Here is a 13,644-nt window from a genome sequence, read left to right on the forward strand (position 1 = left end):
ACAGAAAATCGCCAATCTTTATCGATTTACGAGTGTGATTTCTCCTTCGTCGAAATGACAAAAATGCAAAAAAAATAATGCCACAAATTACACAGATTAACACAGATTAAAAAAAATCCTTTTAATCTGTGAAATCTGTGGCAAAAAAATAACCACAAATAACCAAGCTCTCCATCATGAAATTTAGACCATTATTATCCTTTTTACTCCTTGGAAGCCTCTTTGTCACAGCACAAAATAAACCCACTATAAAAGAATACAAAAAAGTATTTACCACATATCCATTCTCAGATCCTGATCCGATTCCGAAACCAGATACCAAGTTTTATCCGTATTTCCGTTTTGATGGTTTTACCGATAAACCTGTTCAGAAAGAATGGAAAGTAATTGAAATTGAAAACGATTATATCAAATTGATGATCTTGCCAGAAATTGGCGGAAAAGTTTGGTCGGCTATAGAAAAATCTACAGGAAAAGATATTGTGTACAATAATCATGTTGTAAAATTTAGAGACATTGCCATGCGCGGACCGTGGACAAGCGGCGGTGTTGAAGGCAATTACGGGATTATCGGACACACGCCAAACTGCGCCACTCCTGTCGATTATAAAATCATAAACAGAGAAGACGGAAGTATCAGCTGCGTGATTGGAGTTTTAGATTTATTGACAAGAACTTCTTGGAAATTAGACATCAACCTTCCAAAAGACAAAGCGTATTTTACTACAAATTCGTTTTGGTCAAATACAACCGAATTTGAACAGCCTTATTATACTTGGATGAATACGGGAATTAAAGCAGCCGAAAATCTGCAGTTTATTTATCCGGGTCAGACTTACATTGGCCATAACGGAGAATACAATTCTTGGCCAATTGATAAAGAAAACGGCAAAGATTTATCGTTCTACAAAAACAACAATTTTGGCGGTTACAAATCGTACCATGTATTCGGTAAATACGATGATTTCTTTGGAGGATATTATCATGATGAAGATTTCGGAATGGGAAGATATGGCAATCACGATGATAAACCGGGTAAAAAAATCTGGATTTGGGGATTGTCTCAGCAAGGAATGATTTGGGAAAAATTATTAACCGATACTGACGGACAATATGTAGAAGTGCAAAGCGGAAGATTGTTTAATCAGGCGAGCGAAGGCAGTAATCTTACACCTTTCAAACAACGTTCATTTGCACCATATCAAACGGATACTTGGACCGAATATTGGTTTCCCGTAAAACACACAAAAGGTTTTGTAAAAGCGAATAATTACGGTTCAGTTAATATTAAAAATGAAAACGGTTGGTTGAAAATCTATTTTTCTCCGCTTCAAAAACTAAATGAAAAAATTGAAGTTTTTGAAAATGACAAAAAAGTGTATTCTAAAGACATTGCATTGAATACGATGCAAACTTTTAAAGATTCTATTCAGATAAAAGTCGATTCTAATAAATTGAAATTTGTTTTAGGAGGAAATAAACTCGTTTGGAATTCTGCTCCAGAAGACGGAAATATCAATCGCCCTGTAGAAATACCAAAAGATTTTGATCATAATTCGGTTTACGGATTGTATCAACAGGGTGAAAATTATATCAGTTTTAAAGATTATATTCTGGCTGAAGATAAATTGAATGCTTGTTTAAAACTAGATCCAAACTTCGCACCTGCCCTTTCTGCATTGGCTTCTTTGCAAATCAGAAAATTAGATTACAAAGCAGCTGTAAATTCTGCAAGCAAAGCTTTATCGATTGATACTTATGATCCTGCTGCGAATTATTTTTATGCTTTGGCAAACTTTCATTTAGGAAATACTATCGATGCAAAAGATGGTTTTGACATTGCTGCTGCAAGCGTTGAATTCCGCAGTCCAGCTTATACTGCTTTAAGCAAAATTTATTTAGCAGAAAACGATTTGCCAAAAGCGGTTGAATATGCTGAAAAAAGCTTGGTATACAATCAATATAACATAGAAGGTTTACAGGTTTTAGCGGTTTTATATCGTCTTCAAAATAATTCCGACAAAGCAAATTCAGTTTTAAAAACCATTACAAAATTAGATCCGCTGAATCATTTTGCTGATTTTGAAAAATACCTTTTAAGCAATTCAAACGATTCAAAAAATGCTTTTATTGCTGCCATTCAAAACGAAATGCCAGAACAAACTTTTCTTGAATTAGGAATCTGGTACAATAATATTAGCCGTAAAGAAGAAGCTTTAAAAGTATTTTCTATTGCTGAACCAAGTGCTGAAATCATCTATTGGAAAGCCTTTTTAGAAAACAAACCAGTTGATGTAAGCAAAATCAAACCAGGAACTAGTTTCCCTTTTAGAAATGAAACTGCTGAAATTTTGAAATCATTAATTAAAACAAATGATCAATACCAATTGAAATATCATTTAGGTTTAATAGAATGGAATCGTAACAGCATTTCAGAAGCTAAAAGATTGTTTTCAGAATGCGGTTCAAAACCAAATGATCCTGCATTTTATGGAGCAAAAGCTTCGTTATTTAAAGATGATGCTTCAATAGTATTGGCAAGTCTGCAACAGGCAATAAAATTGAATCCGCAAGGTTGGAGATACCATAAAATGCTTGCAGAACATTACATCGCTCAAAAACAATTTGACAAAGCGCTTACAACGGCTGAATCTTTCTATAAAAAACATCAAGACAATTATTTGATTGGAATGCTTTACGCTAAAACTTTATTGCTAAATAAAAAACACCGCGAAGCCGATTCGTTCTTGACCAAATTGGAGATCCTTCCGTTTGAAGGTGCAACAGCAGGAAGACAATTGTATCACGAAGCTAAATTGATGCAGGCTTTAGCAGAAATCAAAAATAAGCAGTACAAAAAAGCATTACAATTTATTGCTGATGCCAAACTGTTTCCAGAGAATTTAGGCGTTGGAAAACCGTATGACGAAAACATCGATGAAAGACTAGAAAACTGGCTGGATTATGAATGTTATACCAATTTAGGAAACAAAGAAATGGCTTCTAAATCTTTGGACAAAATTGTCGCTTTCCATCCTGTAGTGGATAATACAGTTATGAACTTCCTTCCGGCAAACAACCTTGTTTCGGCTTGGGCGATAGAAAAAACGTCTTCTTCACAAGAGGCTGAAAAATGGATTAAAACTCAAGCAGATTTATATCCGACAAATAAAATAGTGCAGTGGACTTTATTGTCTTACACCAAAAAACCATCGAATATTTTGAGTGAAGATGAAAAAGACGGTGAAGTCAGAATTATCGAAAAATTGTAAAGAACTTTCAAAAACAATAAAAATGAAAAACCATTTTTTAAAATATACTTTTTTTGGTCTTGTCGTTTTGATGAGTCCAAAAATTGAGGCACAAAACAAAGCAGAAAAGGTTGATGAGTTATCGATCTATCGCACTACTCCTTTAAAAACACACGATTTAATTCATACCAAATTGGAAGTTTCTTTCGATTACGGAAAACGTTATTTGTACGGAAAAGAATGGATTACTTTAAAACCGCATTTTTACGAAACCGATTCGCTTAAGCTCGATGCAAAAGGAATGGATTTTAAAGAAATCGCTATTATTGACGGTAAAAAAAGTATTCCGCTACAATACAAATACGATAACGAAGAGCTTTCTATTGCATTAAACAGAAAATACAAACGAACTGAAAAGTACACGATTTTCATCAATTACACCGCAAAACCAGCAGAACTGAAAAGCAAAGCAGGAGAATCGATTACCAATTCAAACGGATTGTATTTTATTAATCCTGACGGAAAAGGTGACAAACCAACACAAATATGGACTCAAGGCGAAACAGAAGCTTCTTCTTGCTGGTTTCCAACAATTGACAAACCAAATCAGAAAACAACTTCTGAAATTGCTATGACAGTTGAGGCAAAGTATACGACGCTTTCAAACGGTAAATTAACATCACAAAAAGTAAATAAAGACGGTACAAGAACTGATATCTGGAAGATGGAACAGCCAAATGCACCATATTTGTTTATGATGGCCGTTGGTGATTTTAAAATCTATAAAGATTCTTATAATGGCAAAGAAGTCAGCTATTATTTAGAGCCGAAATATGCACCTTATGCCAAACAGATTTTTTATAAAACGCCAGATATGATGAATTTTTACAGCAAAATGCTTGGCGTAGAATATCCTTGGGCAAAATATGCGCAGATTGTGGTGAAAGACTATTTTGGAGGCGCGATGGAAAATACTTCAGCAACCGTTCATGGCGAATATGTTCAGAAAACAGAACGCGAATTATTAGATGATAATCAAGAAAGCACCATCGCTCACGAGCTTTTTCATCAATGGTTTGGCGATTATGTAACGGCTGAATCGTGGTCGAACTTAACCATGAATGAATCGTTTGCCACTTTTGGAGAAGTACTTTGGCACGGGCACGATGCCGGACAAGATGGCGAAGACAGATCACGTTATGAAAAATTGCAGAATTATTTACGCTCTCAAAAAAATGGTGACAGCCCTATTTTAGCCCGTTTTCATTACAAAAATGCAGACGATATGTTTGATAACATCAGCTATTCGAAAGGTTCGATTATTTTATATGCCATGAAAAATCAAATGGGTGACGAAGCATTCTTTAAAGGATTAAATCATTATTTAACCACAAATGCTTATAAATCTGGCGAACCGCATCAGTTGCGTTTATCTATGGAAGAAGTGACAGGAAAAGACTGGTTGCCTTATTTTGATCAATGGTATTATAATGCTGGGAGTCCGATTTTGGATGTAACTTACAAATATGCAAATGGAAAAATTATCATTACAATAAATCAATCTCAGGATAGTGCAGTGCAAACCTTTACGTTGCCTTTAAAAGTTGATTTTTACATAAACAGAACTAAAACAAGAAAGGAAATTTTAATTAATAAAAGACAACAAAGCTTCAGTTTTGATCTTCCTTCAAAACCTGAATTTATAGACTTAGATCCAGATAAAATATTAGTTGGCGAAGTTAATGTAGATAAAAAAACGGCTGCTGATTATCTTTTTCAATATAAAAATGCGCCATCGTATTACAACCGAATTGAAGCTATAAAATTTGCTTCAAAAGATAGAAGTCAAGAGTCACAGCTTATTTTATTAGAAGGTTTAAAAGACCCTCAAGAAGATTTAAGAGTGTTGAGCATCAAAGCAATTGATTTAAATGAAAAACAAACCAAAGATCAGGTTCTAAAAACGCTTCTTGATATTGCTAAAAACGATAAAAAGACAATCGCAAGAGCAAATGCAATTGTAAAATTGGCTTCTACTGGAGATACTTCTTATAAAACGTTAATAGAAGAAAGCATTAAAGAACAATCATACAACGTAATTGCTGCAGGATTAGCAGGATTAACAAAATATGCACCAGCCGAAGCACATAAGGCATTGGCTTCATTAGATGACGATACCCAAAAACATGTAACGCCATTAATGAAAAGATTTAGTAGTCAAAAATAATTATAAAAGTCCTTGGATTGTTTTGTTTTTGAAAACCTCTCTAATTTGGTTCATTAGAGAGGTTACTTTTAGAATAAATTACCACTAAACTATCACTTATGAAAACTACCTTTTTTAAATCTACTATAGCTCTTTTTCTTTTGTTCGGATGGACAATTGCATCTGCACAAATGATTAAGACCAAAACACCGTCACGCCCAAAAGGACAGCAAGATGTGCTTAGAATGGCTGCAGATCCAATTCCAACAGTACGTATTGCTTTCATCGGACTTGGAATGCGTGGTCCAGGCGCGGTTGAACGTATGACACATATTCCTGGTGTTGAAATTGTAGCGCTGTGTGATATGACTCAAGAAAATACTGCAAAATCAAATGAAATTTTGACTAAAGCTGGATTTCCAAAAGCACAAGAATTCTACGGTGATGAAAATGCATGGAGAAAAGTAACGGCGCTGCCAAACGTAGATTTAGTTTATGTGGCTACAGACTGGCTTCATCATGCTTCTATCGGAGTTCAAGCTATGAAAGATGGAAAACACGTTGCAATTGAAGTTCCGGGAGCTTTAACTATGAAAGAAATCTGGGAACTGATTGATACTTCAGAAAAAACAAGAAAACATTGTATGCAACTGGAAAATTGTGTTTACGATTTCTTCGAATTGACTACTTTAAATATGGCACAACAAGGCCTTTTTGGCGAAATTCTTCATGCTGAAGGTTCTTATATTCATGGCTTACAACCGTTTTGGGGAGAATATTGGAATAACTGGAGAATGGATTATAACATCAAACACCGCGGTGATATTTATGCAACACACGGGATGGGGCCGGCTTGTCAGGCATTAAACATTCATCGTGGTGACAAAATGAATTTCTTGGTTTCTATGGATACAAAAGCCGTCGGAAATCCTGCTTACATTAAAGAAAAATCAGGACAGGAAATTAAAGATTTTAGAAACGGAGATCATACCATGACCATGATTCGCACAGAAAACGGAAAGACGATTCAAATACAGCATGATGTTACTTCTCCTCGCCCGTACAGCAGAATGTATCAATTGAGCGGTACAAAAGGATTTGCTAATAAATATCCGCTGGAAGGTTATGCGCTTGACGGAAAAGAATTAAGCGATGACGTAAAACCAAATCACGAAAAATTGAGCGCTCACTCTTTTGTTCCAGAAGAAGTGAAAAAAGCATTAATGGAAAAATACAAACACCCAATTGCCAAAGGAATTGAAGAACAAGCCAAAAAAGTGGGCGGTCACGGCGGAATGGATTTTATTATGGATTATCGTTTAATCCACTGTTTGCAAAAAGGACTTCCGCTTGATATGGATGTTTACGATTTAGCCGAATGGTCATGCCTTGGTCCATTAACCGAAATTTCATTAGACCATAATTCTGCGCCTGTTGAAATACCGGACTTTACTCGTGGAGGCTGGAATAAATTGAAAAAATTAGAATTTTCAGAGTAATTAATAAATATTATTGGTTAGTTAAAGAGGGACAAGAGGGCAAAGTAGATATTGCTCTCTTGTCTGTTTTAGACCGTTCATAAAATTTAGATTGTAAAAAAATATGTCGCTCCTCTGGAGCTTTACATTGTAAACTTCTATTCTTTGCTATACATATTTCGCTTCTCCGAAGCTTATAAAAAAGATCTCCTTTAAATGGGGGAACATTATACAAAAACATATAGCAAAGCCCCAGCGGGGCAAAATATTTATAGCATTTCAATCTCCATAATGAAAAAGCTCCAGAGGAACGACATATTATAATAAATATCTATTCTTTACTATAAATATTTCGCTTCTCCGAAGCTTACAAAAGAAAAGAGCTGTCCTTTTGAGACAGCCCCTTTATTAATTATTTAAACAAAAAATTAATTCCAGTTGAAAGTAATTCTCTTTTCTATTTCACTGCTTAAACTTAAGAATACTGGACAAGTCATTGCAGCACGTTCCAAAATAGTTCTGCTTTTTTCGTCAGCATTACTTTTCATTTGAAATACAATTTCGATTGCTCCAATTCTTCTTGGTTCTGCGTTCATAATTTTAGTTACTTCTGCTGTAGATCCAACAAAATCAACTTCTAAATCACGGGCTTTAATTCCCATAATTGTCATCATGCAGCTTGCTAAAGCATTTGCTACAGTATCTGTTGGAGAAAATGCTTCTCCTTTTCCGTTATTATCTAATGGTGCGTCAGAAATGATTTCGCTTCCTGATTGCACGTGGATTGAACTTGTTCTTAAATCTCCTAAATAGGTTACTTTTGATGTCATTAATTTGCTACTTTTAAAGTTAAGTCACTATCATAATATAAGATGTAAACACCTTTATTAGCGTGTCCGCCATCTTCTTTTCTATAATATTGAAATTTATTATCTACTTGCTGAGTCGTCATCAAATCAGCAGTTTCTTGAAATGTTTTTCCCTGTACCAAACGCATCATTGTATCAAACGTTACGTCAAATCCTCTTGTTGCATAAGTAGTTGGATTTGCTTTGTTTTTCAAACGGTATTGTTTTTCATAAATTAAAACCGCTTGTTCGTCACTTTCACGAGTTACAGAAGGATACATTAATTTCAATTTTACCAAATTATCAAAACTGATTTCATCTGTATCTAACGTACTATTTGGCTCTAAAATTACCAATTGAACTTGACACGTTTTCTGAGAATCAAGCAACGCTTTAATCGTCGTTTTCACCATTGCTGTATTACCCGTTTCCATAACAACATAATTCATACGATTTGGCAATAATAAGCTTTTTAAGTTCGCTGCATCCAAACCGCCAGTTTCAGTTAAAGTAGCAAATGCAACTCCCTTTTGGTTTTGTTTGATGTAATTGATAACCGATTCTTTTTTCTTATCAACTACCGCAATAATATTTCCGTTTTTAGAACGCATATAATCAAACATCGAATTTCTGATTACATCATTTGAAGGTATCGTTTGGTATAAATTCTCAATCGGATTTGCGCTATCTTTTGATAAAGGTGAAATAACAGGAACATTATACATACGAAGTGTATTTGCTGTAGCCTCTGCATTACTTTGATAAAATGGCCCAATTACAGCATCTGCATCTTGAAGTTTCGAACTTAAACTAGAAACATTTGAAGTCGTTTTTGTTTCCTGCGAATCATAAATTGCAACATCAATTGGCAATTTCAATGTTCTCGCTGAATCAATCGCCATCATAGCTCCAGAATAAAAATCTAAAGTCATGTTTAAGAACTTATCGTTTTTAATTCTATTCGCCGTTCCAGAAGTATCACTTTGTACTTTTGCCATATTAAAAGGAAGCAATAAAACTACTTTTTTACGTTCGTTAGCTCCTTTTTTCTTGCTTAGTTCGACAATTTCTATATTTTCATTTTCCGTCGATTTTACTTTATCGATAATCTTAATTCCACCGCCACCAGTGTTTTCAACTGGTTTGTTCCATGTAGATTCAGCAGTTTTTTCAGCTGGCACTTGTGTTGCAACAATTGGAGCTGGAGCTACATATCCTGCAGGAACTTTCAAAATCATTCCTTCTTTTAAACCTTCAGAAAGTGACGGATTTAAAGCCACTAATTCATCTTGTGATAAATGAAAAACTCGACCTAAACTATATAAAGTTTCTTTTGGTTTTACCTGATAATCCATATAAGAAACCGCTTTTTTAGAAGTTTCAACAGGCTTTTTACTTTCTACAGTTTTTGTTGGTTCTGTCTGAACACCTTCTTCTTTAGGCGCTATTCCCTTGATTATTAACCTATATCCAACAGGTAAATTAGAAACTATAGAAGGATTACGTCTTTCTATATCTTCAACAGTAGTATTATACTTTTTAGCAATTGAATATTTTGTTTCTTTTGGCTGCACATCATGATAAACATATTTTTCCTGTGCCCTTTCTTTTATTGTTTTATTTGGTAAAACAGCTTTTGCAGCAGAACCTTTTGCAGGAATTACCAATTTTTGTCCAATCTGAACACCTTCTTTTTCTAAAAACGGATTTGCTGCTTTAAGCGCTTCATCCGAAATTCCGTATTTATGTTCAATACTCCAAAACGTTTCTTTTGGCTGTACTTCATGAATAATTTCTTTTCCTGAAGATACTGCAGTTTTAGTTTCAGAAACTTCTTTTTTTGCTTCTCCAGTTTTTGTTGGAATCAACAATACAGAGTTTGGCACCAATCCTGTTCTTGCATCTGGATTGAGCTGATAAATATCAAAAGGCGTTACCTTAAATTTTTGTGCAATCTGATTAATTGTCTCACCGCTTGATACTTTATACTTCACCACTTTTTCTTGCGAAAATGCGCTTGAAGTAATAAAAAACACAAGAGACAATACTGTTAAATAATATTTCATAATAAGGCTTAAAACAATTTAATTTCTAATTCTAAAATAAGTTACAATTTTACCAAAAGCAAAATTCGCGCCGTTTGTTTTTTTGCTGTAAAAATTACCTTAAATCGATTTCTACTTTAGCAATAATGATTTCTTTATATAACTCATCTTCTTCCTTTTTCTTGCATTCGTAAAGCACTTCTTCCATGTTTTCGTATTTGTCGCTATAAACATAGTACGAAAGACTATTAATATTGAAAAAAAAACTGGCATTAAACGCACCAGAATCAATGAGTTTCATAATAAGCTTATCTCGGTCAACTGCGTCTGTAAATATACCTAAAACTAAGTAATACCCGTTTGAAACTTCTCTAAGATTATCATAAACTTCTACTTTTACCGTTTTGTCAGTTCGTAACGGATTGTCTTTCAATTCCTGTTTCATTTCCTCCAGCGAAATTGTTTTTGAATTTTCGCCAGCACCATTTTTTTTCTGCTTTTTAACCGCTTCGTCCTGATACTTTTTCAGTTTAACTAAAGCCAATTTATCATCAAATTTTCTAGCTTCCATACTATAAAAAGAAGCTTTGCTGATGTGTCTTTTTACTTCAATTTTTTTCTGAGTATCCAAAGAATCAATTTTCGCAATCAAAAGCTGATTCTGTTTATCGCCCAACTCCTGCTCTGCTTTATATTTTTTTATTTCTTCTAAAGACAAACGCTGCTGCAAAGAAGCTGTGTTGGTATTTTTTTCGCTTTCGCGGATTTTCCTCTTATACTCCTGATTTTCCTCAACTGCAATTTTTTCCACTTTATTCATCAAACCAGCATAAGCTTTTCTATTTTCTGCCAATTCTTTTTTCAGTTGAGACGATAATTCATTGGTTTTATTAATTCCTTCAGAAGATTGTTTTTCCAATCTTTTAGATTCTTCCACATTCAAAATATCCATTCGCTTTAATTCTTTCAAATCATCATTCATTGAATTGACAAGCGAATCTAATTTTGCCATTAAAATATCCTGTACATTTTTATTGGCTTCTAAAACCAGACGCAGTTTTTCAACCGAATTTTCTTTAGAGCCATTCATATCATTCAGATTCACTTTCAGATCATTAATCTTTATAATTTTCTGATTCATTTCTTTCTGAACAACCAAGCGATCTTTCAAATCTTCAATTTCAACTGTTTTGGCTTTTGTTTTTTCGACAACGACTTGTTTTTCGGCCAAAGCCAACATCAATTCTTCGCTTTCGTTTGCTGGTTGAATTCCTTTGGTATTAATTGCTAATTTGTTTCCAACAATTAATCCATTTACAATTTCAGGGTTTTGAGATTCCAATTGGTCAATTGAAATTCCGTATTTCTTGGCAATTGAAAATTTAGTTTCTTTGGGTTGAACAACATGAAAAACTGTTTCCTGATTAATTACACGAACTCTTCCATCCAAAGTTTTTCTTTTATTCGGAATTGAAATCGTTTGACCAATTTGCAAGCCATTAATCAAAATGTCTTTGTTCAAATTTTCTAAATCTTGAACTGAAACATTGTATTGTCTCGCGATACTGAATAAAGATTCTTTAGCCACAACCTGATGTGTCATTTTTAAAGAAACAGCCGCTTCTGACTTAGATATATCTGAATTTTGAGGAATTATTAATTCTTGACCAATTTGAAGTCCGTTGGCCAGAATTTCTTGATTAGCATCCTGAATCGCTTCTGCCGAAACGTGATATTGTTTAGATAAACCAAACAATGTTTCTTTAGGGGCAACAATATGAGTTTGTTGCTTTGAATTTGAATTTTCTAGATGATGAATTGGAATCTTTAAAATCTGATTATCCTTGATTCCATTTTGAGATTCGGGATTGAGTTTGTAAATCTCTTCTACAGAAACCTTATACTTTTGTGCTATAAAATAAGCAGTTTCTCCTTTTTGAATTTTGTGTTCAATAATTGAATCTTGCGCAATTATTCTGTTAAAAGACAAAATAAACACAAGAGAAATTGTTAAAAGTTCTCTCATAAATAGTAGGTTATAAAAAATTAAGGCCTTACAAATGTAAGACCTTAATTTTAAATTATGCTACTATTCCCACTCAATTGTTGCAGGTGGTTTTGAACTAATATCGTAAACAACACGATTCACGCCTTTTACCTTGTTGATAATATCATTAGATACTTTCATCAAGAAATCGTAAGGTAAGTGAACCCAGTCAGCAGTCATACCATCTGTTGATTCTACAGCTCTAAGCGCTACTACTTTTTCGTAAGTACGCTCATCACCCATAACACCAACACTGTTTACAGGAAGCAAAATTGCTCCAGCCTGCCAAACTTTATCGTATAATCCCCAAGATTTTAATCCTTCGATAAATACAGAATCAACATCTTGCAAAATCTGTACTTTCTCTGGAGTAATATCTCCTAAAATTCTAATTGATAATCCAGGTCCTGGGAAAGGATGTCTTCCTAATAATTCTGGATCTATTCCTAATGTAGCACCAACTCTACGAACTTCGTCTTTAAACAACATTCTAAGAGGTTCTACAATTTTTAATTTCATATAATCTGGCAATCCACCAACGTTGTGGTGCGATTTAATTGTTGCTGATGGTCCTTTTACCGAAACAGACTCGATTACGTCTGGGTAAATTGTTCCTTGCGCTAACCATTTTACGTCTTCCAATAAGTGTGATTCATCATCAAAAACTTCGATAAATACACGACCGATTGTTTTACGTTTTGTTTCAGGATCACTAATTCCTGCTAATTCGCCAAGGAAACGATCTCCAGCATCTACACCTTTTACGTTTAATCCCATTCCTTTGTATTGATCTAATACATTTTGGAATTCGTTTTTACGCAAAAGTCCGTTGTTAACGAAGATACAGTATAAATTTTGTCCGATTGCTTTGTTTAATAAAACTGCTGCTACAGTAGAATCTACTCCTCCAGATAAACCAAGAACCACTTTGTCGTTTCCTAATTTTTCTTTTAATTCTGCTACCATTTCGTCAACGAAAGCATTTGGTGTAAAGTTTTGAGGAACTTCAGCAATTTTTACTAAGAAGTTTTCCAACATCTGTTTTCCATCTGTTGAATGGTAAACTTCTGGATGGTATTGAATTGCATAAGTAGTTTCGCCTTCGATTTTATAAGCTGCGTATTCTACGTCATGCGTACTTGCTAATTTTACAGCATTTGTTGGAAGCGCTTTGATACTATCGCTATGGCTCATCCAAACTTGGCTGTTTTCTGAAACTCCTTCAAAGAAAGTTTCACCTTCTTTAATATAAGACAAGTTAGCTCTTCCGTATTCTCTTGTATTTGAAGCTGCCACTTCTCCACCGCTGAAATGAGCTAAATACTGCGCTCCGTAACAAACGGCAAGTAAAGGCATTTTACCTCTAATTTCTGATAAATCAGGATGTGGTGCATCTTCTCCTCTAACAGAGAAAGGGCTTCCTCCTAAAATTACGGCTTTATAACTTGATAAATCACTTGGAATGTGATTGTAAGGGAAAATTTCGCAGAATATATTTAATTCGCGAACTCTACGCGCAATAAGCTGAGTATATTGCGATCCGAAATCTAAAATAAGTACGTTGTGTTGCATGCGCAAAAATACTTTTTATATTCGAAATTGAAAAATCAGAGCAGTGAAAAAAAATATTTTTTTTTTCACTGTAGATTCTAAGATACTAAGTTACTAAGGTTCTGAGCTTTTTTCTAGCTCAAAAACAAAAAACTTAGCAACTTAAAATCTTAGCAACTCAGTATCTTTGCAAATCCAAAAACCCAATTATTTCGTAT

The 13,644-nt window shown here is 34.2% G+C and carries 7 protein-coding genes; 3 read left to right on the top strand and 4 right to left on the bottom strand.

What is annotated here, in order from left to right; genetic code table 11:
• The first annotated feature begins 176 nt into the window (after positions 1-176).
• The 3 genes from V6624_RS02765 to V6624_RS02775 all read left to right on the top strand — a co-directional run bounded on the left by V6624_RS02765 (position 177) and on the right by V6624_RS02775 (position 6,956).
• Complete coding sequence (locus V6624_RS02765) at positions 177-3,272, top strand: DUF5107 domain-containing protein (RefSeq protein ID WP_338840790.1); 3,096 nt, start codon at positions 177-179, stop codon at positions 3,270-3,272.
• A gap of 22 nt (positions 3,273-3,294) precedes the next feature.
• Positions 3,295-5,478, top strand: coding sequence for a M1 family metallopeptidase (locus V6624_RS02770; RefSeq protein ID WP_338840791.1), 2,184 nt, complete (start codon positions 3,295-3,297; stop codon positions 5,476-5,478).
• A 98-nt stretch (positions 5,479-5,576) separates the two neighbouring features.
• Complete coding sequence (locus tag V6624_RS02775) at positions 5,577-6,956, top strand: Gfo/Idh/MocA family protein (protein ID WP_111286805.1); 1,380 nt, start codon at positions 5,577-5,579, stop codon at positions 6,954-6,956.
• Between the two features lie 407 nt (positions 6,957-7,363).
• Here the strand turns inward: V6624_RS02775 and V6624_RS02780 are convergent, their stop codons facing one another.
• The 4 genes from V6624_RS02780 to guaA form a co-directional block, all read right to left on the bottom strand.
• The gene (locus tag V6624_RS02780) at positions 7,364-7,765 is read right to left on the bottom strand and encodes an OsmC family protein (RefSeq protein ID WP_111286807.1); all 402 of its coding nucleotides are present in this window, start codon (positions 7,763-7,765) and stop codon (positions 7,364-7,366) included.
• Positions 7,765-9,849 (bottom strand): LysM peptidoglycan-binding domain-containing protein, encoded by a 2,085-nt coding sequence (locus V6624_RS02785; RefSeq protein WP_338840794.1) that lies wholly within the window; start codon positions 9,847-9,849, stop codon positions 7,765-7,767. The genes V6624_RS02780 and V6624_RS02785 overlap by 1 nt, the downstream gene beginning before the upstream one ends.
• A gap of 94 nt (positions 9,850-9,943) precedes the next feature.
• Positions 9,944-11,854 carry a LysM peptidoglycan-binding domain-containing protein gene (locus V6624_RS02790; RefSeq protein ID WP_111286811.1) on the bottom strand — a complete coding sequence of 637 codons (1,911 nt, stop codon included), beginning with the start codon at positions 11,852-11,854 and terminating at the stop codon, positions 9,944-9,946.
• 63 nt (positions 11,855-11,917) lie between these two features.
• The gene (gene guaA / locus V6624_RS02795) at positions 11,918-13,447 is read right to left on the bottom strand and encodes a glutamine-hydrolyzing GMP synthase (RefSeq protein WP_111286813.1); all 1,530 of its coding nucleotides are present in this window, start codon (positions 13,445-13,447) and stop codon (positions 11,918-11,920) included.
• Positions 13,448-13,644 lie beyond the last annotated feature (197 nt).

Origin of the sequence: Flavobacterium ginsenosidimutans (genome assembly GCF_037478105.1) — a bacterium.
GTDB lineage: Bacteria > Bacteroidota > Bacteroidia > Flavobacteriales > Flavobacteriaceae > Flavobacterium > Flavobacterium ginsenosidimutans.